This window comes from Pseudomonas sp. C2B4 (assembly GCF_013359695.1).
Lineage (GTDB): Bacteria > Pseudomonadota > Gammaproteobacteria > Pseudomonadales > Pseudomonadaceae > Aquipseudomonas.
This window is the reverse complement of the sequence record NZ_JABFMU010000007.1, coordinates 31,457-54,527: the sequence shown is the minus strand read 5'-3', so window position 1 is coordinate 54,527 and position 23,071 is coordinate 31,457. Positions and strand designations below refer to the sequence as shown.

General features: G+C 58.0%; 26 protein-coding genes. 5 read left to right on the top strand and 21 right to left on the bottom strand.

Annotated elements, in window-relative coordinates:
- Positions 1-22: 22 nt before the first annotated feature.
- The 17 genes from queC to HNQ83_RS07730 form a co-directional block, all read right to left on the bottom strand.
- Positions 23-715 (bottom strand): 7-cyano-7-deazaguanine synthase QueC, encoded by a 693-nt coding sequence (gene queC, locus HNQ83_RS07810; RefSeq protein ID WP_175388414.1) that lies wholly within the window; start codon positions 713-715, stop codon positions 23-25.
- Position 716: 1 nt separating this feature from the next.
- Complete coding sequence (gene queE / locus HNQ83_RS07805) at positions 717-1,364, bottom strand: 7-carboxy-7-deazaguanine synthase QueE (protein ID WP_175388413.1); 648 nt, start codon at positions 1,362-1,364, stop codon at positions 717-719.
- 166 nt (positions 1,365-1,530) lie between these two features.
- Complete coding sequence (gene ybgF / locus HNQ83_RS07800; protein WP_175388412.1) at positions 1,531-2,376, bottom strand: tol-pal system protein YbgF; 846 nt, start codon at positions 2,374-2,376, stop codon at positions 1,531-1,533.
- A 6-nt stretch (positions 2,377-2,382) separates the two neighbouring features.
- Positions 2,383-2,880 carry a peptidoglycan-associated lipoprotein Pal gene (gene pal / locus HNQ83_RS07795; RefSeq protein ID WP_003178634.1) on the bottom strand — a complete coding sequence of 166 codons (498 nt, stop codon included), beginning with the start codon at positions 2,878-2,880 and terminating at the stop codon, positions 2,383-2,385.
- A 52-nt stretch (positions 2,881-2,932) separates the two neighbouring features.
- Positions 2,933-4,213: a Tol-Pal system beta propeller repeat protein TolB gene (gene tolB, locus HNQ83_RS07790; RefSeq protein ID WP_175388515.1), complete on the bottom strand. Its 1,281-nt coding sequence runs from the start codon at positions 4,211-4,213 to the stop codon at positions 2,933-2,935.
- Positions 4,214-4,230: 17 nt separating this feature from the next.
- A complete protein-coding gene (gene tolA / locus HNQ83_RS07785) occupies positions 4,231-5,310 on the bottom strand; it encodes a cell envelope integrity protein TolA (RefSeq protein ID WP_175388411.1) in 1,080 nt (359 codons plus the stop codon).
- Positions 5,310-5,762: a protein TolR gene (gene tolR / locus HNQ83_RS07780; RefSeq protein ID WP_170948638.1), complete on the bottom strand. Its 453-nt coding sequence runs from the start codon at positions 5,760-5,762 to the stop codon at positions 5,310-5,312. Before tolR ends, tolA begins: the two co-directional genes overlap by 1 nt.
- Positions 5,763-5,785: 23 nt before the next feature.
- On the bottom strand, positions 5,786-6,481 hold the full coding sequence (gene tolQ, locus HNQ83_RS07775; RefSeq protein ID WP_095193175.1) for a protein TolQ: 696 nt from the start codon (positions 6,479-6,481) through the stop codon (positions 5,786-5,788).
- A complete protein-coding gene (ybgC, locus tag HNQ83_RS07770) occupies positions 6,471-6,938 on the bottom strand; it encodes a tol-pal system-associated acyl-CoA thioesterase (protein ID WP_054044992.1) in 468 nt (155 codons plus the stop codon). The genes tolQ and ybgC overlap by 11 nt, the downstream gene beginning before the upstream one ends.
- A 127-nt stretch (positions 6,939-7,065) precedes the next feature.
- Complete coding sequence (ruvB, locus tag HNQ83_RS07765; RefSeq protein WP_175388410.1) at positions 7,066-8,127, bottom strand: Holliday junction branch migration DNA helicase RuvB; 1,062 nt, start codon at positions 8,125-8,127, stop codon at positions 7,066-7,068.
- Positions 8,128-8,736, bottom strand: a complete 609-nt coding sequence (gene ruvA, locus HNQ83_RS07760) for a Holliday junction branch migration protein RuvA (protein WP_175388409.1) — start codon at positions 8,734-8,736, stop codon at positions 8,128-8,130.
- 114 nt (positions 8,737-8,850) lie between these two features.
- Positions 8,851-9,375 (bottom strand): crossover junction endodeoxyribonuclease RuvC, encoded by a 525-nt coding sequence (gene ruvC, locus HNQ83_RS07755; protein WP_110964618.1) that lies wholly within the window; start codon positions 9,373-9,375, stop codon positions 8,851-8,853.
- Positions 9,376-9,533: 158 nt separating this feature from the next.
- Positions 9,534-10,280 (bottom strand): YebC/PmpR family DNA-binding transcriptional regulator, encoded by a 747-nt coding sequence (locus HNQ83_RS07750; RefSeq protein WP_095193170.1) that lies wholly within the window; start codon positions 10,278-10,280, stop codon positions 9,534-9,536.
- 128 nt (positions 10,281-10,408) lie between these two features.
- Positions 10,409-12,184 (bottom strand): aspartate--tRNA ligase, encoded by a 1,776-nt coding sequence (aspS, locus tag HNQ83_RS07745; protein WP_175388514.1) that lies wholly within the window; start codon positions 12,182-12,184, stop codon positions 10,409-10,411.
- A gap of 120 nt (positions 12,185-12,304) precedes the next feature.
- Positions 12,305-12,526, bottom strand: coding sequence for an FmdB family zinc ribbon protein (locus HNQ83_RS07740; RefSeq protein WP_010457489.1), 222 nt, complete (start codon positions 12,524-12,526; stop codon positions 12,305-12,307).
- A 122-nt stretch (positions 12,527-12,648) separates the two neighbouring features.
- Entirely contained in the window at positions 12,649-12,999 is a 351-nt protein-coding gene (locus tag HNQ83_RS07735) for a ribbon-helix-helix domain-containing protein (RefSeq protein WP_175388408.1), read from the bottom strand.
- A gap of 263 nt (positions 13,000-13,262) precedes the next feature.
- Positions 13,263-13,733, bottom strand: coding sequence for a Dps family protein (locus tag HNQ83_RS07730; protein WP_175388407.1), 471 nt, complete (start codon positions 13,731-13,733; stop codon positions 13,263-13,265).
- 312 nt (positions 13,734-14,045) lie between these two features.
- Here HNQ83_RS07730 and HNQ83_RS31440 point away from each other — a divergent pair, with 312 nt between their 5' ends.
- Positions 14,046-14,648, top strand: coding sequence for a cold-shock protein (locus tag HNQ83_RS31440; protein ID WP_175388406.1), 603 nt, complete (start codon positions 14,046-14,048; stop codon positions 14,646-14,648).
- A gap of 60 nt (positions 14,649-14,708) precedes the next feature.
- On the opposite strand, the gene HNQ83_RS07720 is transcribed toward HNQ83_RS31440, so the two are convergent.
- Positions 14,709-14,915, bottom strand: coding sequence for a SlyX family protein (locus HNQ83_RS07720; RefSeq protein WP_175388405.1), 207 nt, complete (start codon positions 14,913-14,915; stop codon positions 14,709-14,711).
- A gap of 3 nt (positions 14,916-14,918) precedes the next feature.
- Positions 14,919-15,344, bottom strand: coding sequence for an HIT domain-containing protein (locus tag HNQ83_RS07715; RefSeq protein WP_175388404.1), 426 nt, complete (start codon positions 15,342-15,344; stop codon positions 14,919-14,921).
- Positions 15,345-16,255: 911 nt separating this feature from the next.
- Between HNQ83_RS07715 and HNQ83_RS07710 the strand changes: the two genes are divergently transcribed.
- The gene (locus tag HNQ83_RS07710) at positions 16,256-17,578 is read left to right on the top strand and encodes an OprD family porin (protein ID WP_175388403.1); all 1,323 of its coding nucleotides are present in this window, start codon (positions 16,256-16,258) and stop codon (positions 17,576-17,578) included.
- 209 nt (positions 17,579-17,787) lie between these two features.
- Here the strand turns inward: HNQ83_RS07710 and HNQ83_RS07705 are convergent, their stop codons facing one another.
- Positions 17,788-18,630 (bottom strand): mechanosensitive ion channel family protein, encoded by an 843-nt coding sequence (locus HNQ83_RS07705; protein ID WP_175388402.1) that lies wholly within the window; start codon positions 18,628-18,630, stop codon positions 17,788-17,790.
- Positions 18,631-18,769: 139 nt separating this feature from the next.
- On the bottom strand, positions 18,770-19,255 hold the full coding sequence (locus HNQ83_RS07700; RefSeq protein ID WP_096509333.1) for a YajQ family cyclic di-GMP-binding protein: 486 nt from the start codon (positions 19,253-19,255) through the stop codon (positions 18,770-18,772).
- Between the two features lie 132 nt (positions 19,256-19,387).
- Between HNQ83_RS07700 and HNQ83_RS07695 the strand changes: the two genes are divergently transcribed.
- The 3 genes from HNQ83_RS07695 to HNQ83_RS07685 are packed head-to-tail and all read left to right on the top strand — an operon-like array spanning position 19,388 to position 22,972.
- Positions 19,388-20,305: a putative 2-dehydropantoate 2-reductase gene (locus HNQ83_RS07695; protein ID WP_175388401.1), complete on the top strand. Its 918-nt coding sequence runs from the start codon at positions 19,388-19,390 to the stop codon at positions 20,303-20,305.
- Positions 20,306-20,350: 45 nt separating this feature from the next.
- Positions 20,351-22,387 (top strand): PAS domain-containing sensor histidine kinase, encoded by a 2,037-nt coding sequence (locus HNQ83_RS07690; RefSeq protein WP_175388400.1) that lies wholly within the window; start codon positions 20,351-20,353, stop codon positions 22,385-22,387.
- A gap of 3 nt (positions 22,388-22,390) precedes the next feature.
- On the top strand, positions 22,391-22,972 hold the full coding sequence (locus tag HNQ83_RS07685) for a cob(I)yrinic acid a,c-diamide adenosyltransferase (RefSeq protein ID WP_175388399.1): 582 nt from the start codon (positions 22,391-22,393) through the stop codon (positions 22,970-22,972).
- Positions 22,973-23,071: the final 99 nt, after the last annotated feature.

Sequence of the window (23,071 nt, the reverse complement as noted above, 5' to 3'; positions counted from 1 at the left end):
TCAACACCTATTTTAAAATAATTCAAAAATAAGGGGTTGGGTCGCTGATTCCGGCCGCCGCGAAGCCTTCCGCACGCAGACGGCAGCTGTCGCATTTGCCGCAGGCACGGCCATCGTCATCGGCCTGATAGCAGGAAACGGTCAGGCCATAGTTCACGCCGAGCTTCACGCCAGCCTGTACGATCTGCGCCTTGCTGAGGTTTTGCAGCGGTGCCTGAATGCGGAAGCCCTGCCCCTCTACTCCGGCCTTCGTCGCAAGGTTAGCCATACGCTCGAAGGCCTCGACGAACTCTGGGCGACAGTCCGGGTAACCCGAGTAGTCGACCGCATTCACACCGATAAAGATGTCACGAGCGCCCAGTACTTCAGCCCAACCCAGGGCCAGCGACAGAAACACCGTGTTGCGCGCCGGCACGTAAGTCACCGGAATCCCTTCCCCCGCCTCTTCCGGCACGTCGATGCTGCTGTCGGTCAGTGCCGAACCACCGATACCGTTCAGGTTCAGGCCGATCACCTTGTGCTCGACCACACCCAAGTCATGGGCGACACGCTCGGCGGCGTACAGTTCGGCGTGAGAACGCTGACCGTAGTCGAAACTCATGGTGTAGCAGCTGTAGCCTTCGGCGCGAGCCATGGCGACGACAGTCGCCGAATCCAGCCCGCCGGACAGCAGGATGACCGCACGTTTTTCCGCAGTGTTCAGTTGTTCAGTCATCTCAGCGCCCCGGCTCGTCGTTCCAAAGATATTTATGCAGCTGCAATTGCAGACGCACTGGCAGATTGTCCGCCACCACCCAGTCAGCCAGGTCCCGAGCATTGAGGTCGTGATGGCTTGGCGAAAACAGGACCTCACCGGCACGCTGGTCCAGACCGTACTGGATCAGCTTGGACACGGACCAGTCATAGTCCTCCCGCGAGCAGATGACAAATTTCACCTGATCGTTGGGCGTGAGCACTTCAATGTTTTCATAACGGTTGCGATGCGCTTCCTTCGAACCCGGAGTCTTCAGGTCGACGACACGACTGACCCGAGGATCCACGGCCGAGATATCGATAGAGCCACTGGTTTCCAGCGACACTTCGTAACCGGCGTCACACAACCGCTTGAGTAATGGAATGGCGTTGGGTTGCGCCAGGGGCTCACCGCCCGTGACACAGACATAACGAGGACGGAACCCAGCCACTTGCTCAAGGATGTCGTCGAGCGTGCGAATGGTCCCGCCAGTGAACGCGTAGGCGCTGTCGCAGTATTGGCAACGCAACGGGCAACCGGTCAGGCGCACAAATACAGTGGGCAGGCCGGCAGTCCGAGTTTCACCCTGCAACGAGTAGAAAACTTCGGTGATTCTCAATGTGTCTTGCATAGTCGCCACGGGCGTAACAGCTAAACAGGCTGTCCGCCTCCGTCAGGCACTTCAAGGAACCCCGACAATGCGCAGATCCCAAAAAGCGTGTTTCAGAAAAAGGGGATGAATTCTAACGAAAAAACCCGCGCCAAGCGCGGGTTTCTTCAAAACGGGTCAAGCAGGCTTACATTTTCTGCAGATCGCGCTGGGCCAACTGAGCGGCGGACGTTCCCGGATACTGGGAAACCACCTGCTGCAGAATGCCTTTCACTCGATCGGTATGACCGAGGCGGCGCTCTACATCAGCAAGCTTGTACAGCGAATCAGGCACTTTGGCATGCTTGGGGTACAGCTGCGAAACCTTGGCAAACGCCTGACCTGCACCCTGCAGATCACCTTTGGCCAGGTTCACTTCGCCCAACCAGTACTGGGCATTGCCCGCGTATTGGCTGTTCGGGTATTTGCGCAGGAATGCGGCGAAAGCCTGACTGGCCTTGTCGAAATCCTTGGCTTTGATCAGGTCGAAGGCTGCATCGTAGTAGAGCTTTTCCTTCGCCGGGTCTGCCGGTTCACTGCCCGCTGCTGGTGCCTGAGCGGCTGCCGCCCCCGCGGCTGCGCCTGCACCTGCTGCAGCACCGGGGGCGTTCAAATCGCCACCGGTAGAAGAATTCTCTGGAGTCGCGGCTGGTGCAACGCCGGTTCCAATGCGCCGATCAAGATCCTGGTATCGCTCCAGGTTTTCCTGCTTCATGCGCGCTACATCATTTTGCAGAACTTCGATCGCACCTTGCTGGCGCTCGATTTGTTGCTGCATTGATTGCAGTTGGTTGAACAGCTCGCCCTGTGCCGAGACAGGGGCCGAAACCCCTCCCCCGGCATAGGCGCCGTTCGTACCGTAACCCGCAGGCGGATAGCTGCTCCCGCTATTGTTATAGCCGGAGTCATTATCGACCACAGGAACCGCAGACCACGCCGCAAGCGGCGCGAGACTGAGAGCCAGAACAGTTACAGCACGACGGCACGTTCGCATGACGAATTACTTACGCAGTTCGACGCGACGGTTTTGAGCCCAGGACTGCTCGTCGTTGCCGGTAGCAACTGGACGCTCTTCGCCGTAGGAAACCAGTTCCAGCTGAGCTGGGGAAACACCTTGCAGTACCAGGTAGCGTTGAACGGCTTTCGCGCGACGCTCGCCCAGTGCCATGTTGTACTCACGAGTACCACGTTCGTCGGTGTTGCCTTCCAGAACAACGCGAGCGCCGTTTGCTTTCAGGTCTTTGGCGTGAACGTCCAGAGCGCGCATGGCTTCTGGCTTCAGGTCCGAGCTGTCGTATTCGAAGTAGAAAGTGGTGATAGCGCGCAGAGCAGCTTCTTCGCTCAGGGAGCCGTCAACTGCACCAGTGTTTGCGCCGTAACCAGCGTTTGGATCTACCGCGCCTTCACCGGCATTGTCGCCGCCTTTGGACGAGCAACCTACAGCTACAGCCATGGCGAGAGCCAGCGCAGCAAATTTACCAAACTTCAGCATTTCCATCGTGAAACTCCTAATGAACCCCAGTGTGTTAAGTAAAACGTATAGCGCCGCGTCAGTTCAGGTAAGGGGACCAGGAAGGTTCTCTGACTTCGCCTTGTGCGGTAGGAAGCGGGAGCCTTACGCGTCCATTGATGGACACGAGCATCAAGACTCCCCGGCCCTGCTGGCGGGTGGCGTAGATTACCATGGTGCCGTTGGGCGCAACAGTAGGCGACTCGTCCAGAGTGCTATCAGTGAGGATTTTTACACTACCGCGCTGCAAATCCTGAGCCGCCACTTTGAAATTGGTGAAACCGTCCTGGCGGTGAATCATTACCAGGGTCTTTTCGTCTGCCGACAATTTAGGGTTGGCGTTGTAGTTACCGACGAAAGTCACACGTTCTGCACCGCCGCCGCCCACGCTGGTCTTATAGATCTGCGGCTTGCCGCCACGGTCGGAGGTGAAGTAGATGGTCGAACCATCCTTGCCCCAGAACGGCTCGGTGTTGATGCCAGGACCATTGGTAACGCGGGTGATCTGACGCGAGCCCAGGTTCATCACGTAGATGTCCGGGTTACCGTCTTTCGAAAGTACGAATGCCAGGCGATTGCCATCAGGCGACCAGGCTGGCGCGCCGTTCAGGCCTTCGAAGTTGGTGATCTGCTCACGGCGACCAGTGTCGATGTTCTGCATGAATACACGAGGGCGCTTCTGCTCGAACGACACGTAGGCAATACGCTTGCCGTCCGGCGCGAAACGCGGCGACAGGATTGGCTCGCGCGACTGCAGCAAGGTCACGGCACGGGCACCGTCATAGTCCGAACGTTGCAGTGTGTAGCGAGTGTTCTTCTCGGAGAAGCGCTCGGCTGTCACGTACAGCAGGCGAGTCGAAAACGCACCTTTGATGCCGGTCAGTTTTTCGAACGACTGGTCGGAGATGTAGTGCGCCATGTCACGCAGCTGATCGACACCACCCGAAACGCTGCCGGTCAGCACTTGCTGTTCGGTCGCGACGTTGAATAGTGCGTATTGAACCTGCAGGCGACCGCCCGCCGGAACAATACTGCCAACCATGATGTACTGGGCACCCAGTGCCTTGAAGTCACGGAAGATGATTTCGCTGGCCTGGCTAGGCTGGCTGATCATGTTCTGCTTCGGGATCGGCGAGTAGTAACCCGAGTTGCGCAGGTCGTTACCGATGATTTCAGCCATGTCGTCCGGCAGCACGCTACCGCCCTGGAAGCCGAACGGTACAACCGCGATCGGGGTGGCCCGATCACTGCCACTGGTGACCAGAATGTTTTTTTCATCTGCCATCGCTATCCCTGCCATGCAGCAGATAACGACCAGCATTCCTCGAAGAAGGTTTCTCACAAGGCTAGATCCTCAGGTGTGAATGTCATCTTGAATGAACGATACGGAGCGAAATCACTCGGCTTCATTCCCTGCATTTCTGTCAAACGTCCAATATTCTTCACGGCCGCTACAGCCGACGCGTCAAACGGACCGTCACCACTGGACTTGGCCACGCTGACCGAAGTCACCGTACCGTCCGGCAACATGCCGATTTGCAACACGACCGTCATGCCTTTACGGGCCGAAGGTGGACGGGCCCAGCCTTCCGCTGCACGTGCTCGGATCAGGTCATCGAAACTGCCGGCGACTTCGTCACCCTGCTCATCGGCCAAGGCCTGCTGACGCTGCGGCGTGTCGGAAAGCAAATCTGCCAGGGCCTGAGCCTTCTTGTCTTCGGCGGATTTACGTGCCGCATCCTGCGCTTTCTTCTTTGCAGCATCGGCAGCAGCTTTCTTCTTCGCTTCTTCGGCGACTTTCTTCTTCGCCTCTTCAGCTTCAGCTTTCTTCTTGGCGTCTTCCGCGGCTTTCTTCTTCGCGTCTTCGACGATCTTTTTCTTCGCTTCTTCAGCGGCCGCTTTCTTGGCCTCTTCTTCAGCAGCCTTCTTGGCTTCTTCTTCCGCTTTCTTCTTGGCTATATCAGCCAATTGTTTCTCTTCTGCCTTCTTGGCTTCGGCGGCCTTTTTCGCGTCGTCGGCTTTCTTGGCTTCATCAGCCTTCTTCGCCTCTTCCGCTTTCTTGGACTCGTCGGCCTTCTTGGCTTCCTCGGCCTTTTGAGCCGCTTCTTCTTTCTTTTGTTCCGCAGCCTTCACCGCTTCCTGCTCGACCTTCTTCTGCTCCATCTGCTCTTCTTCGGTCTGGCGCGCGGCGGATTTCTTCGCCTCACCCGCAATCTTCTGATTGGTCTGGGTGGTTGCCTGACTTTTCGATTTCAGCTGGTACAGGGTCGCCTGGACAATCGGCTTGGCCGGCGGCAGCTCCGGCGTGAAGGCAAAACTGACGAACAGCATGCCGAACACCAGCACGTGCAAGCCAATCGCCCAGACACTAGGCCAGAAGTAGCTTTCCGAGGCGGACGGCTCTCGCTGTTGCTGCATCAGGGCGCCTCGGTAATCAAGCCAACATTACCGACCCCGGCTTTCTGCAACCCGCCCATGGCGCCCATGACGGCACCGTAGTCGACGCTCTTGTCACCGCGGATGAAGACCTGGGTACGCTTGCCGCCTTCGTTGCCGACGCGAATGATCTTGGTGACCGCATCAGTCATCTGCGGCAGGGTCATGGCGCGGTCTTGTTGCTTCTCTGTATCGACTTCGCTGCCAAGGTTCCAGTAGTAGGTCTTGTCAGCCTTGATCGAAATGGTCAGGACCTGGGTGTTGTTGTCCTGCGGCAAGGCTTCGCTGGAAACCTTCGGCAGATCCACTTTCACGCCCTGGTTGAGCATCGGCGCGGTCACCATGAAAATGACCAGCAGCACCAACATCACGTCGATGTAAGGCACCACGTTCATCTCGGCGACCGGCTTGCGCTTGTGTCGGGCTCGAGCGATTAAAGCCATCGGAAATTACCTGCTTATTCTTCGCTGGTGTGCACTTTGCGGTGCAGGATCGCCTGGAATTCATCGGCGAAGGTGTAGTAGCGGCTCAGCAGGGTTTCGCTGCGAGCGGAGAAGCGGTTGTAGGCGATTACGGCCGGAATAGCGGCGAACAGACCGATCGCCGTAGCGATCAGGGCTTCGGCGATACCTGGCGCCACAGTGGCCAGGGTCGCTTGCTGGGCAGTCGCCAGGCCACGGAAGGAGTTCATGATGCCCCAGACGGTACCGAACAGACCGATGTACGGACTGACAGAGCCGACGGTGGCCAGGAACGGCAAGCTCTGCTCGAGCTTTTCTTCTTCGCGGGAAATGGCTACGCGCATGGCACGAGCCACACCTTCCATGACCGCTTCCGGGTCAACGCCTGGCTGCTGGCGCAGACGGGAGAATTCCTTGAAGCCGGCGCGGAAGATCTGCTCGACACCCGAATCCGGGTCCGGGTTGCTGCCTGCCTGACGGTAGAGTTTGGACAGGTCGATACCCGACCAGAAGCGCTCCTCGAAGCTCTCCAGGGCGCGTCGACCGGCGCGCAGCAGGTTGCTGCGCTGAAAGATCATGATCCATGAGGTCACCGATGCGGCTACCAGGGTCAGCATCACCAGTTGCACAACGATACTGGCATTGCTGACCAGGCTCCACATGGAGGAATGGTCGACGACGTTAGCTTCCACGCTTTATCTCCTGCTTTGAGTGTGTACCCGCGCCGCTCACGTCGGCAAAGGCCGCTCGTAGAGCTTCGGGAATGGCCCGGGGTTTCAAACTGTTGGTGCGCACACAGGCCACCAGAAACTGCCCTTCGCAGAGCAACGCATTATCCGTAGCCCGCCTGACCTGCTGTTTAAAGCGCAGGCTGACACGGTTCAATTCGATTACTTCAGCGCTTACCAGCAGCTCGTCATCCAGTCGCGCCGGCGCGTGGTAGCGCGCTTCGCTGGAATGCACGACGAACAACAGGTCCTCCCCTGCCAGCTGCGATTGGGCAAAGCCCAGCTCTCGTAGCCGCTCGGTTCGAGCCCGTTCCATAAACTTGAGGTAATTGACGTAATACACGATGCCGCCCGCATCGGTGTCCTCGTAATAAACGCGACAACGATGTGCGAAAGGCTCAAGCCCGTTTTGCGCGCGCATACTCTAGTGCTTACTCCTCGGGTTGCCAATCCGGCCAGGCAACTGTTTTTCATTGTTCTGCGGCTTTCTCGCGAAAGTACGGTCCTAGGACAGCACAATGCCCGAAAATTCAGCCCGCAAAAGTTAATTAATCGTCCACGGCGTCGAGGAACTCGTCTACCACGGGCATCTCACCCAATCGTGACGGAATGTTTAAGCCGAAGTGCAGGTACGCATGCCGCGTCACCACCCGACCACGCGGGGTACGCATGATGTAGCCCTGCTGGATCAGATAAGGCTCCAGCACATCTTCAATGGTGTGACGCTCTTCGCTGATGGCCGCGGCGAGGCTGTCCACGCCAACCGGCCCGCCATCGAACTTCTCGATCATGGTCAGCAACAGACGTCGGTCCTGGTGATCGAAGCCACGCTCATCGACATCAAGCAGGTTCAGGGCCAGGTCGGCAATCGGCTTGGTGATATGGCCCTTGGCGCGGACTTCGGCGAAGTCCCGCACCCGGCGCAGCAAACGGTTGGCGATTCGCGGGGTGCCGCGGGCCCGTCGGGCGATTTCGAAGGCGCCCTCCGGGTCCAGCGGCAAGCCAAGGATGCTCGCCGAACGACTGACAATCGTCGACAGATCGGCGTTGCTGTAGAACTCCAGGCGCTGGACGATCCCGAAACGGTCACGCAACGGATTGGTCAACATCCCCGCCCGCGTCGTCGCGCCGACCAGGGTGAATGGCGGCAAGTCGAGCTTGATCGAACGCGCAGCCGGGCCTTCACCGATCATGATGTCGAGCTGGAAGTCCTCCATGGCCGGGTATAACACTTCTTCGACAATCGGCGACAGGCGATGGATTTCATCGATAAACAACACATCATGCGGTTCGAGATTGGTCAGCAAGGCCGCCAGATCACCCGGGCGCTCAAGGACCGGCCCCGAGGTGCTTTTGATCGAGACACCCATTTCCTGGGCGATGATGTTGGCCAGGGTAGTTTTACCCAGACCCGGAGGACCAAAAATCAGCGTATGGTCCAGGGACTCGCTGCGCCCACGGGCAGCCTGGATGAACAACTCCATTTGCTCGCGAACAGTCGGTTGGCCAATGTATTCGGCCAGACTGACGGGACGAATCGCCCGGTCCTGGACTTCCTCGCGGTCACGGGGACCACCCGTGGCGGCGATCAGACGATCTGCTTCAATCACTTAGATCATTCCCTTCAGGGCACGACGAATCATGTCTTCACTGCTCAAGCCTTTCTCCTTGATCGCGGAAATCGCCTTGCTGGCTTCCTGTGGCTTGTAACCCAGGGAAATCAGCGCGCTGACCGCATCGTTCTCGGCGGTATTGACCGGTGCTGGCCCGTCCGGCTGGTTCGGCACCAGGGCAAACATGGCTGGCACGGTTTCCCAGGCCTTGAATCGATCCTTGAGTTCAACCAACAGACGCTCGGCGGTTTTCTTGCCCACGCCTGGCACCTTGGTCAGCGCCGAGGTGTCCTGGGACTGGACACAACGGATCAGTTCGTCCACTTCCAGGCTCGACATCAGGGCCAGGGCCAGTTTCGGCCCCACACCATTGAGACGGATCAACTCGCGGAAAAAGTCTCGCTCGCGCTTGCCGACGAAGCCATAGAGTAACTGCGCGTCTTCGCGTACGACCAAATGGGTGTGCAACGTCAGCGGTTCACCGACCGACGGCAAGCGGTAAAGCGTGGTCATGGGCACTTCAAGCTCATAGCCCAGGCCGTTTACATCCAGAATCAGATGCGGCGGCTGTTTCTCAGCCAGAGTGCCGCGCAAGCGTCCAATCACGTTACAGATCCTTGAGCGTTGGCCAGCACGAGGCCAGCGACTGACAGAATGAAGATTTCGCGCCGACAACCCAGGCGCAAACACCTCATTCCCTAAAATTGACTGCTGATGCTATCAGAGACGCAGACGCCCGCCACGACTGCGTGCCGCCCCCAAGCCATGGGGCAACAGGCTGGAACGGGTGTGAGCATGACAAATGGCGATCGCCAGGGCGTCCGAGGCATCGATTTGCGGCTTGCTGGTCAGCTTCAGCATGTGCATGACCATCATTTGCACTTGCTCCTTGTTGGCGGCACCGGTGCCGACCACCGCCTGCTTGACCTGCGTCGCCGTGTATTCGGCGATTTCCAGACTTTCCTCCGCGCCCGCCACGATGGCGGCACCCCGCGCCTGCCCCAGCTTCAGCGCGGAATCGGCGTTGCGCGCCATGAAGACTTTTTCGATCCCCATGGTCACAGGTTTGTAGGTCTGGATGATCTCCCGCACCCCGCGATAGACAATCTGCAGGCGCTCATGCAGCTCGCCAGCGCCGGTGCGAATGCAACCGGAGGCCACGTACTCACAGCCACGCCCGGTATCGCGTACCACGCCGTAACCGGTGATGCGCGAACCGGGGTCGATACCAAGGATTAAAGTCATAAAGCCTGCGGGTTAAGTAAATGCACGCTATTAAAGACAGCGAAGAACAAATGTGGGAGAGAACCTGCTCGCGAAAGCGACTTCAAATTCAGCAACGATGCTGGGTGAAAATCCGCATTCGCGAGCAGGCTCGCTCCCACACGGGATCGTAGTCGCTCTTAACCGAGCTGTGCAGCCACCGACTCCGGGATATCCGCGTTGGAGTAGACGTTTTGCACATCATCCAGATCTTCGAGCATGTCGATCAGCTTGAGGACTTTTTCCGCGCCCTCCAGATCCAGCTCGGCGCTGGTGGTCGGCAGCATGACGATTTCCGCATCGTTACCTTTGAAACCCGCCGCCTCCAGCGCGTTACGCACGGAGTAGAAGCCGGCAAACGACGTGAACACGTCGATGGAGCCATCTTCGTTGGTCACCACGTCATCGGCGTCGGCTTCCATGGCCGCTTCCATCAGCGCATCTTCATCGACGCCAGGCGCGAAGGAAATCTGCCCCTTACGTTCGAACAGATATGCCACCGAACCGTCGGTACCGAGGTTGCCGCCGCATTTGCTGAACGCATGACGCACTGCCGCCGCGGTGCGGTTGCGATTGTCGGTCATGCACTCGACCATCACCGCCACGCCGCCAGGGCCGTAACCTTCGTAGGTCAACTCGACCACGTCGTCAGTGTCGGCGGCACCGGTGCCACGGGCAATGGCGCGATCGATGATATCGCGGCTCATGTTCGCACCCAGAGCCTTGTCCAAGGCCAGGCGCAGACGCGGGTTGGAGCCCGGATCGCCACCACCCTGGCGGGCAGCAACGGTCAGCTCACGAATCCACTTGGTGAAGATCTTGCCTCTCTTGGCATCCTGACGTTCTTTGCGGTGCTTGATGTTCGCCCACTTGGAATGACCTGCCATAACTCGCTCCGAATTCTCTTTGAATCATTGCCCGCCGCGCGGTACCGCGCCGGCCGGCAAACAAAAATCTCGACCTGTTCCCATTATAAAGAAAGGGCGCATCCGCAGATGCGCCCTTCAGGTCAGCCTTACTCGGCCTTAGGCGTTTCGCGCAGACGAATGTGCAGTTCGCGCAATGCCTTGGCATCTACCTGACCCGGCGCCTGAGTCATGACATCCGCCGCGCTCTGGGTTTTCGGGAAGGCGATCACTTCACGGATCGACTGGGCGCCGGTCATCAGCATCACCAGGCGGTCCAGGCCAAAGGCCAGGCCACCGTGCGGCGGCGCGCCGTATTTCAGGGCGTCGAGCAGGAAGCCGAACTTCTCTTCCTGTTCCGCTTCATTGATACCCAGCAGACGGAATACCGATTGCTGCATCTCTTTACGGTGGATACGGATCGAACCGCCACCCAACTCGGTGCCGTTGAGAACCATGTCGTAGGCACGGGACAGCGCGGCGGCCGGGTTGGCCTCCAGCTCTTCCGGGGTGCACTTCGGCGCGGTGAACGGGTGATGCAAGGCGGTGAAGCTGCCGTCGTCGTTCTCTTCGAACATCGGGAAGTCGACAACCCACATCGGTGCCCACTCGCAGGTCAGCAGGTTCAGATCGTGGCCGACCTTGATCCGCAGCGCGCCCAAGGCTTCGCTGACGATCTTGGCCTTGTCGGCACCGAAGAACACGATGTCGCCATCGACTGCGCCTACGCGATCCAGGATCACATTCAAGGCCGCTTCAGGGATGTTCTTGACGATTGGCGACTGCAAGCCTTCGACGCCTTTGGCGCGCTCGTTGACCTTGATGTACGCCAGGCCCTTGGCACCGTAGATGCCGACGAACTTGGTGTAGTCGTCGATCTTGCTGCGCGGCATGCTTGCACCGCCCGGAACGCGCAGTGCGGTCACACGACATTTCGGATCGTTGGCCGGACCACTGAAGACCTTGAATTCGACGTCCTTGAGCTGGTCGGCAACGTCAACCAGTTCCAGCGGGTTACGCAGGTCCGGCTTGTCCGAACCATAACGACGCATGGCCTCTTCGTAGGTCATGTGCGGGAATTCGCCGAACTCCAGACCCAGCACTTCCTTGAACAGGTTGCGGATCATGCCTTCGGTCAGACCAATGATGTCTTCTTCATTGAGGAAGCTGGTCTCGATGTCGATCTGGGTGAATTCCGGCTGGCGGTCGGCACGCAGGTCTTCGTCGCGGAAGCACTTGGCGATCTGGTAGTAACGATCGAAGCCAGCGACCATCAGCAGTTGCTTGAACAGCTGCGGCGATTGCGGCAAGGCGAAGAACGAACCGGCGTGGGTACGGCTTGGCACCAGGTAGTCGCGAGCACCTTCCGGGGTAGCGCGGGTCAGGATCGGCGTCTCGACGTCGAGGAAGCCGTTCTCGTCCAGGTAGCGACGGATGCTGGTGGTCATGCGCGAGCGCAGACGCAGTTTCTCGGCCATTTCCGGGCGACGCAGGTCAAGGAAACGGTAGCGCAGACGGGTTTCTTCGCCAACGTCAGAGTAGTCATTGAGCGGGAACGGCGGGGTTTCCGCTTCGTTCAGCACTTCCAGCTCATAGCCCAGCACTTCGATCATGCCCGACGCCATGTTGGCGTTGGTCGCACCGGCCGGACGCAGGCGAACCTTGCCGGTGACCTTGACCACGTACTCGCTGCGCACGCGGTCGGCGACGGCGAAGGTTTCAGCGCGGTCCGGATCGAACACCACCTGGGCCAGACCATCACGATCACGGATATCGAGGAAAATCACCCCACCGTGGTCACGGCGACGGTGGACCCATCCGCAAAGGGTAATTTCCTGGCCTTCCAGGCTTTCGTTCAGTTGGCCGCAATAATGGCTGCGCATCATGGTCGTGGATTCACTTCTATAATTCGTCATTCGGTGGAGACCTTGCACATATCGGGTGTCCGACGATGCAAGCGCTCACATGTTTGGTTCAGTTCAGGCGCTCAATGCAGAGCATGAACCCTAGTCAGCTTTGTCGCCGCCGGCCAGGTTCTTCTTGGAGCCGGTCTTGAAATCGGTCTCGTACCAGCCAGTACCGCTGAGGCGGAAGCCCGGCATGGACAGCATCTTCTTGAGCTCTGGTGCCTGGCACGCAGGGCAGTCGACCAGCGGCGCGGCGCTGATCTTTTGAATGGCTTCCAACTGATGACCACAGGAAGCACATTGGTAATCGTACATCGGCATGGGGGTTGTCTCGGCGATCAGATTGCTACCGCGCACGCTGGGTTTTGCGGCAAAGAGCGGGATTATATCCATTAAATGCAGCCTGTGCAGCCGTAAGACTGCACAGATCGACACGCCACCCTTCATTGCCGGGACTGAGCGATGACCGCGCAACTGCCTTCCTTGAGGCTGTGCACAACGCAGACCACCCGCACCAGCGCGCTGAAGTTTTTCACCCCGCCATGGCGCAAATGCACTTCGCGATCCACGTGAGACAACAACGCACTGACCGAACAGCAGTTAACCTTGGCCATTTCGCTCAAAATATCCCAGTAAACCTGCTCCAGCCGCAAACAGGTGGCGAAACCATTCAACCGCACCGACCGTGACAAGGGCTGAGCCAGCCCCATATCGAACTCACTGACAAATGGATCGATCCTGATGTCCTTCAGCGGACCGAGCCGCCCTTCCTTCTGCCTGACGTCATAAACCATACCACTGACACTCCTTTGCCATCCCTGGTTTCCATAAGGGTCTGTGCACTTATAAAACCGCGAGGGCAAAGTTATATCCAGATGACTTTTGGACCATCCGCGTAGGAGAAGCCAACAACTGATGGAAGATCACGGAGAGCGCTTCACTCTCGGATTTTTCCTACCTCACCCAGTGAAAACTCACTCCGTAGGCAGGTGTTTTTTCGACAGGCAATGGCAACGCGCGAACAACACCATCACGGCATCATCCGCGCGCCAACCTGTTACTGATCCAGCAGGGCGCGGAGCATCCATGCGGTTTTTTCGTGAACCTGCATACGCTGGGTCAGCAGGTCGGCCGTGGGCTCGTCACTGACTTTGTCGAGCAAGGGAAAAATGCCGCGAGCCGTACGCGTTACCGCTTCCTGCCCCTCGACCAGTTGCCTGATCATGTCTTCGGCGGCCGGCACGCCCTCCTCTTCTTTAATGGAGGACAGCCTTGCGTAAACGGAGTACGCGCCAGGCGCCGGGAAGCCGAGGGCGCGAATCCGTTCGGCAATCGAATCGACCGCCAGGGCCAATTCGTTGTATTGCTCCTCGAACATCAGGTGCAGGGTCCGGAACATCGGGCCGGTGACGTTCCAATGGAAGTTATGGGTTTTCAGATAAAGTACGTAGGTGTCCGACAGCAGGCGCGAAAGTCCGTCGACGATGGATTTGCGGTCCTCTTCACTGATACCGATATCGATTGCCATATTTATCCCCTAAAGGTGATGAAATTCATCCAACAGGTGCAGGACCACTCTAGCAAGCCTGTGGTTACGCTGCAGCCATGGACACCCCGCCGACCTGCGACAAATCGCCTCCGATGCACCGCTGGACTCCTTGATTTGAGTAGCCACAAGCTTTGCTGTTAAATAGGCGCTGTGTCGCTGACGCCCTTATTTTCCGGGCACTGCGCATAGGCTGATACCGGATACGTGCTCAACGCCTCTTCTTATTGTTCTGAAGCGAACCGTACCCCGTCAGCTCTTCCTTGTGATCCGTCTTAACGTGAGTCAATCAAAATGTTGAAAATCGTCCACCTGCTAACGGGCGCAGCAGCCTTGCTGTTGTCCTTCATCCCTAGCCTGCGAACCGAAGCCGTACCTTACCTGCAACAACCCGATGCGCTGTACCTGGCCTTGTTTGGCCTGCTGAACCTCACCCTCGCTCCAGTCATCCCCAACTGGAACAAAGGCACGCGCCATCAACTGCAAAACCTGGTCAGCGCACTGTTGATTCTGGCTGTGGTTCTGCAAATCCTGACGCTGCTTGCGCCAATGCCTGTGATTGCCGGCCAACCTGCCGTTCTATTCAGCCTGATCGCAGCGCTGATCGCCGTTGCCCTGCACCTGGCCATCGGCTTCTACAAATCATCACCAGCCACTGCCGCACCAAGCTATGACATGAGCAACCGCGATACCGGCACCGTCAAGTGGTTCAACACCTCCAAGGGCTTCGGCTTTATTTCCCGCGACTCCGGCGACGATATTTTCGTGCACTTCCGGGCCATTCGCGGCGAAGGCCACCGCGTCCTGGTCGAAGGCCAACGTGTGGAGTTCTCTGTCATGAATCGTGACAAGGGCCTGCAAGCCGAAGATGTGATCGCTGCCCTGCCGCGACGCTGATTCAAGGCAATAAAAAACCGCGAGCAGCCCGGCTGTTCGCGGTTTTTTAATGCCTGCATTTCAGTAATGCGGTGGGGGCGCCTCTTCCTCGAAAGACTCGAATTGGCCGACCATTTCTTCCTGACGCTTAAGCAGCGCTGCCATTTGCAACTGCAGGCGCTCAACGACCCTCTGCTGCGCAGCCAGCACATCATTCAATGCCTGGATGGTGTCATCCTGAAACGCCAACTGGCTCTCCAGATCGGTAACGCGTTCTTCCAGGCTCATGATTCAACCCTCCAGAAACGTGAAATCTTCGGTCAACACCAGACGCAACCGCTCGCGAATCGCGGCGACCTGCTCGGCATTGTAAGGTTTGGCCGGGTGCCTGCCCCAGACCGGAGCCGGCCAGGCGGCATCCTCTCGTTTGCGCACGATCACATGCATGTGCAACTGACTGACCACATTACCCAAGGCGGCGACATTCAACTTGTCAGCATCGAACGAATCCTTGAGCGTTTCTGCCAATGCGCTCGTTTCCCGCCATAGCTGTTGCTGATCGGCGCCATCCAACTGAAATATCTCGCTGATATCGTCGCGACGAGGTACCAGGATGAACCAGGGATAGTTCGAGTCGTTGGACAACAGCAACCGGCAGAGCGGGAAATCACCGATCAGTAAGGTGTCTTGTTGAAGTCGTGGATCTAAAGCGAACACTGCGCGCACTCCCGTGAAGCCATCATTTTTCAGCTTAGCGCCCCTCTCGAGAGACCGCGCGCCAAGCGACTGGACGGCAGCATACCTGCGAACGCAGCTACCTTCACGCCGAACCACGGCACAGCCCTTGAAGGGATGACAAGCCCCCAATCCGCCCCGGGATGTAACACCTGGCGCCAAAATGCACCAATACGGAACCAGCGCCGACCACAAAAACGCTGAAATGACTGACAGATAACGGTTCGTTCAAACGTCGGAAAACGCCGAACTGTATGAATTCAGTACAGCGATTGAATTTTTTTGCACCAAAACCGCACAGTGCGTCTACGCTGAATCCTTCGAACATCCGCCAATTACTCACTGACGGGGTGAACCGGTAACATTTTTGGTTGTCACGGGGCGGTAACAGCATGGTCAACACGATGCAAAGAACGGCGTCAAGCCCAAATACCAGTACGATGAACCCCCCGGATTTATGAGGTTTTTACAGCGCCAGGCGGCCATTCAGAAAAAAACATCGGCAGGTTTCTGATTTGTGCACGTTTTTTGCATTCACACCCACATCGTCTATAAGGCACCGCTGGAAGTGGAAGCCTTGAGACTAAATAAAACAGTGGCAGGGTAGCCCGATGGAGATTCAAACGTTTCACCAGGGACTCTTTTTACCGACGCACCAGCCTAGAAAAACAGCACTAAAGTTGTCAGTCCGGTTGCATCGGGGCTGTAAATTTGCGACATCTAGCAAGCTGATTGCGACAGGGTCGTAAAGATGCTGAAAGGTTAGATGCGCAAGTATCGCCAACATTGTCGGCGTGATATAAGTTTGCGCCGACACAAAAAGAAAGAGCCGCCCAGATAATAAAACAGGTGGAGCGGCAGTACTCTTCTAAAAACCAAAGGAGCAAATCACGATGCGCGTGATGAAGTGGAGCATGATCGCACTGGCTGTTGCAGCAGGCACCTCGCAGTTCGCAGTGGCGTCTTCCCAGGATGAATCCAAGGGTTTCCTCGAAGATTCGAGCCTGAAACTGAAAACCCGTTTTGAATACATGAACCGTGACTTCAAAAACGGTGCAAGCAACAACGCCACCTCCGGCTATCGTCAGGACTCCGGTCTTAGCCAACTGCTGACTTACGAGTCGGGCTTCACTCAGGGCATCGTAGGTTTCGGTCTCGACGCCATGGCCATGGGCTCGGTCAAACTCGATGGCGGTACTGGCCACCGTGGTAACGGCCTGTTTGCTGTCGACAGCGAAAACAACCCAGAAAAATCCCAGGGCAAGGTTGGCGGTGCAGTCAAACTGCGTCTCTCCGACACCACTCTGAAATACGGCCGTCAATTCGTTGCCAGCCCTGTGTTTGCTACCGATGACAGCCGTATGCTGCCAGAAGTCGCTGAAGGTACCTTGATTACCAGTAAGGAAATCAAAGGCCTGGAACTGAGTGCCGGTCGCTTCACCGCACTGAGCGCCCAAACCGGCATGGGTCATGACAGCGTCGCTGGCCTGCCTGATGAAGACGGCAACCACGGCAAAGGCCTGAGCGGCGGCATCAACATCTTCGGTGCCAGCTACGCCTTCACCGACAACTTCACCGGTGCCATTGCTGCGTCGGATGCTGAAGAGTACTTCAAGAAGTACTACCTCAACCTGAACTACACCCTGCCGATCAATGACGATCAGTCCCTGAACTTCGACCTTAACGGTTACAAAACCAAGGGCGACGACCGCGGTGACCTGGTTGACGCTATCGGCGACGGCACCCTGGGCGTGGACAACAACCTGTGGTCCCTGGCTGCCGCTTACAGCATCGGCGCCCACAAGTTCACCCTGGCTTACCAACAGTCCAGCGGCGACAACGCTTACTACTACGGCGTTGACGGCAACAGCACCATCTTCGTTTCCAACTCCATCCAGATCTCCGACTTCGTGGGCCGCGAGGAGAAATCCTATCAAGCTCGCTATGACCTGAACATGGCTACCTACGGCGTGCCGGGCCTGAGCTTCATGACCCGTTACGTAATGGGTAACAACATCGAGACCAACGGTCTGGGTGAAGGCAAGGAAAACGAGTGGAACTTGGAGTCCAAGTACGTTGTGCAGGAAGGCCCGGCCAAAGACTTGTCTTTCCGTGCTCGTTTCGCCAACTACCGTGCAAACGGTGCGTACAGCGGTTACTCGCGTGACAACTACGACACCCGTCTGATCATCGAGTACCCGCTGAACATCCTGTAATCAGGGTGTAAAACCGGAAGTACTATTGATCAAAAAACGCCCACCTCTTCAGGTGGGCGTTTTTTTATGCCTGCCACATACCGAACGCAGCAGCAAACAACTTCCTTGAATAACATTAGTACTTTTTGCAATGAATCGATCAATAGTCACAAAAAAGCCCAAGAGACTATTAATCCCTTGGGCTCTTGAAGTAACTAGTGACAGCAGACTTACTGTACCGATGCTTCCTGGACCACGCGAACAACCCGCTGTGGAAATGGAATGTCAATACCGGCAGTCTTCAATCGATCACGGGACTGTTCGTTAAACATGAACATCACATCCCAGTAGTCCGCTGTTTTCACCCAGACACGCAGGGAAACAGTGATTGAACTGTCACCCAGCGTCGAAATGACTGCTTGAGGCGCAGGATCTGCCAAAACACGTGGATCCTTGGCCAAATCCAGCAATACATGACGGGCCTTTTGCAAATCAGCTTCGTAATCCACACCCACATCAAACACCACCTTGCGGGTTGGCTGACGGTTGGTGTTGGTGATGATGCCATTCGACAGGTTACCGTTTGGCACGATGATGGTTTTGTTATCGCCCGTACGCAGTACGGTGTGAAAGATCTGGATACTGTCGACCGTACCCGCAACACCCTGGGCTTCGATCCAATCGCCGATACGGAAAGGACGGAACAGCAAAATCAATACGCCGCCGGCGAAGTTCGCCAGACTACCCTGCAAGGCCAGGCCGATGGCCAGACCTGCCGCACCGATGGCCGCCACGAACGACGTGGTTTCCACGCCGATCATCGACGCCACGCTGACAATCAGCAGAATCTTCAGAATGATGTTCGCCAGGCTGCTGATGAAACCTTGCAGCGCCAGGTCGGCGTTACGCAGGGCGATCAGGCCGCCAAGCTTTTGCGTGACCTTATTGATCAGCCACCAGCCGATGGCGAGGGTGATCACCGCCAGCAGCACACGGCTGCCATATTCCATGATCATCGGGATCCAGGCCTGGGACACCTTGACCAGGTTATCTACTTCAGCATTCAAGTCCATCTACGTTCTCCTGATTTTCCGGCCAAGCGGCACGCGAAAAATAAACGGCAGAAAAGATCGAGCCCTTGCCGGGTCGACCGTTTCTACCGTTGCTTGGGCCTCGGACGCCGAAAACGCCGAGAGGTTCCCGCTGTGTGCGTCAGTCGCGGAAGTTGTTGAACTGCAGCGGCATGCCAAATTCCTTGGCGCGCAGCGCCGCAATGGCTTCCTGCAGATCGTCACGCTTCTTGCCGGTGACCCGCACTTGCTCACCCTGAATGGCGGCCTGGACCTTGAGTTTGGCGTCTTTGATGTGAGCGACGATCTTCTTCGCCAGCTCTTTGTCGATGCCTTCCTTGAGGACGGCTTCCTGCTTCATCAGCTTGCCCGAGGCAAAAGCGTCCTTGACCTCAAGGCACTGCACATCGATCTTGCGCTTGACCAGGCACAGCTTGAGGATCTCGATCATCGCTTCAAGCTGGAAATCCGCTTCGGCGGTCAGGTTGACGGTCAGGTCCTTTTCCTTGAACTCGAAGCTGCCCTTGCCTTTCAGGTCATAGCGACGATCGAGTTCCTTGACGGCGTTCTCGACCGCGTTGGTGACTTCGTGTTTGTCCAGTTCGGATACCACGTCGAACGACGGCATGTAATCTCTCCAAATAAAGGCGCACCAATGAGCACGCCTGGCTTGCGGTAAAAATCCGCGCTGATTATAACGGGTCTTTCCCATCATTCACTGCGAGCCGTCCATGCGCGCGTCAAACAGAGCAAAAAGCTGATGTCCACCACCTGGCATGTCCTGGGCGCCGGCAGTCTCGGCACGTTGTGGGCCGCGCGCCTGGCTCGGGCCGGAGTGCCGGTGCGGCTGATCGTGCGCGATACCGCGCGCCTACAGGCGTACGAGGCGGCTGGAGGGCTGACACTGGTCGAGCGCGGAGAGGCGCAGCGCTACCTGGTACCCGCCGAAACATCCGACAACCAGGAACCGATCCAGCGCCTGCTGGTTGCCTGCAAAGCCTACGACGCCGAACAGGCGGTGGCGCAGCTGGCGCCACGCCTGGCTCCCGGTTCCGAGCTGATTCTGTTGCAGAACGGCCTGGGCAGTCAGGATGCCGTGGCGGCACAGGTGCCGCAGGCGCGCTGCATTTATGCCTCCAGCACCGAAGGTGCCTTCCGCGATGGCGACTGGCGCGTGGTGTTCGCCGGCCATGGGTTCACCTGGTTGGGGGATGCCGGTCATCCCGTCGCGCCGATCTGGCTGGATGACCTGGACGCCGCCGGAATTCCCCATGAGTGGAGCACCGAAATCCTGACGCGACTGTGGCGCAAACTGGCGCTCAACTGTGCGATCAACCCGCTGACGGTACTGCATGAGTGCCGCAACGGCGGCCTGCAGGAGCATCACTGTGAAGTCGCCACCCTCTGCGGCGAACTGACCGAACTGCTGGAGCAATGCGGCCAGCCTGCAGCCGCCGAAAACCTGCAACAGGAAGTTGAACGGGTAATCCACGCCACCGCCGCGAATTACTCGTCGATGTACCAGGATGTCAGCAACCGTCGCCGGACCGAAATCAGCTATCTGCTGGGTCATGCCTGCAAAGTCGCAGCCCGACACCAATTGAACCTGCCACACCTCAATCAGTTGCAACAACGCCTGATCGCCCGCCTGGACAGCCTTGGATTGCCCATCGACTGAGCAGCGGCTACGCTGGCCACTTGTTCCTCTGCAGCGATAAACCTGATGCCATTGCGCCAGCGCCTTGAAAACCTTCCTGTCGGCCAGAAACTGCTGGCCGCCCTGTTGGTGCTGTTGACCACTGTCCTGCTGGTCGCCAACCTGACCTTTATCAGCGCCGCGTATTACATTTCCCAGGAAAGCATGGCGCCCCAGGCCCTGCAAACCATTGGCCGCCTGGTCTCCAATCCGAGCCTGATCTCTGAAGCGCTGGCATCGCCCCAAAGCGCGCAACGCCTGCTCGACGAGCTCAACAGCTATTCGCCGCTGCGTGCCGCGGCCCTGTATGACGGCAAGGGCGAGCGTCTGGCCCAGCTGCAGCATGGCGATCATCTGAGCCTGCCAGAACGTTACCGACACATCGAATCCTGGCAAGCCACCGAGTTTCGCAGTAACCAGGTCATCACCCTGCCCCGCCCTGGCACGGCCCCCGGTCATCTATTACTGGTCGCCAGCAGCGAACTGCCAATGGCGTTCTACACCGGCACCCTGACCGCCAGCCTCGGCATCCTGATCTTCAGTGTGCTGCTATGGCTGGTCATCGCACGGCAGATCAAGCGCCTGATCACTCGCCCCATCCATCAACTCGAAGAGCTGTCCCGGCAAGTGACCCGGGAAGAGAACTACGCCTTGCGCGCTTCTCGCGGCAACCACGACGAAATCGGCAGCCTTGCCGAAGCGTTCAATACCATGCTCTCGCGGATCGAGGCGCGGGAGCAGCAACTCAAACGGGCGCGGGATGACTCCCAGGCCGCGTACGACCAGGCCCAGGGCCTGGCCGAGGAAACCCGGCACACCAATCGCAAGCTGGAACTCGAAGTCCAGGTGCGCAGTAAAATCGAGAAAAAACTCACCGGATTCCAGAACTACCTCAACAGCATCATCGACTCCATGCCCTCGGCGCTGATCGCCCTCGACGAACAGCTCTACGTAACCCAATGGAACCAGGAAGCCAGTGCTCTTTCGGGCACCCGCCTGGACGAAGCCCTGAACCAGCCAATCTTCCTCGCTTTCGAGCCGCTCAAGCCCTTTCTACCGCAGCTCAAACAAACCGTCGAACAGCACACCGTCGCCAAGATCGAGCGTGTCACCTGGGTCAAGGACGATGACGCCCGGCACTATGCCCTTACCTTCTATCCACTGATGGGCGGTGCCGGGCGTGGCGTGGTGATCCGGATCGATGACATCACCCAGCGTCTATCGCTGGAAGAAATGATGGTGCAGTCGGAAAAAATGCTCTCCGTCGGCGGCCTCGCCGCTGGCATGGCCCATGAGATCAACAACCCGCTGGGGGCCATCCTGCACAACGTGCAGAACATCCGCCGGCGGCTGTCTCCCGACCTGCCAAGAAACCTCGAACAGGCCGAACAGGTCGGCGTCGAGCTGTCGACCGTCAACAACTACCTGCAAGCACGGGAAGTGCCGCAGCTGCTCGATGGCATTCAACAGGCCGGCGCCCGGGCGGCGAAGATCGTTACTCATATGCTGAGCTTCAGCCGCCGCAGCACCCGGCAAATGGCCCCCTGCGATCTGCCGGCGCTGATCGACCAAGCGGTGGAGATCGCCGGTAACGACTTCGACCTGGCGATCGGCTTCGACTTCAAGGGCCAGGCCATCATTCGCCAGTTCGATCCGGCGCTGGGCCCGGTGCCCGGCACGGCCAACGAACTGGAACAGGTGCTGCTCAACCTGCTGAAAAACGCCGCCCAGGCCATTCACCTGCGCGAAGACGACAGCGAGCCGGGGCGAATCATCCTGCGAACCCGGCTCAATCCGCCCTGGGCGGAAATCCAGGTGGAAGACAATGGCATCGGCATGAGCGAAAACGTGCGCAAGCGCACTTTCGAACCGTTTTTCACCACCAAGGAAATTGGCCAGGGCACAGGCCTGGGTCTGTCGGTGTCGTACTTCATCATCACCAACAACCATAAGGGTCAGATGGAAGTGCAATCGACGCTGGGCCAAGGCACCTGTTTCACCTTGCGTCTGCCCTTGGCGGGCACCCCGCTCGTTTCTCAAGAACTCAATCAGCTATCGAGGTAATCCATGGGCTTTCGCTTGTCGAAGATTTACACCCGCACCGGCGACAAAGGCGAAACCGGCCTGGGCGACGGCCGCCGCGTGCCCAAGGACCACCCGCGGATCGAGGCCATCGGCGAAGTGGATACGCTGAACAGTCAGGTGGGTGTACTGCTGGCCGGGCTGACCGTGGAAAGCGCCGAACATCCGGGGCTGAAGGAAGTGTTCGAGGTATTGGCACCTTGTCAGCATCGGCTGTTCGACCTCGGCGGTGAACTGGCGATGCCGGAATATCAGGCGTTGAACGCCGCGGAAATCGAACGGCTGGAAGCGGCGATCGATCTGTGGAATGAGGAGTTGGGACCGCTGGAGAATTTCATTTTGCCGGGCGGTTCGGCCTTGATTGCCCAAGCCCACATGTGCAGAAGCCTGGCCCGCAGCGCTGAACGCCGCTGTCAGCATCTGAATGCGCTGGAACCGTTGGCCGGGGTGGGTTTGGCCTACATCAATCGGTTGTCGGATTTGTTGTTTGTGGCGGCAAGGTTGATTGCCAGGCGCCAGGGGATTGCCGAGATTTTGTGGCAACCTGCTGCGAAACCGGAGGTTTAGTCGGCACCTGTCAGACCCTCTTCGCGAGCAGGCTCGCTCCCACAGTTGACCGAGTACGCGGTCGAATGTGGGAGCGAGCCTGCTCGCGAAGAGGCCGGT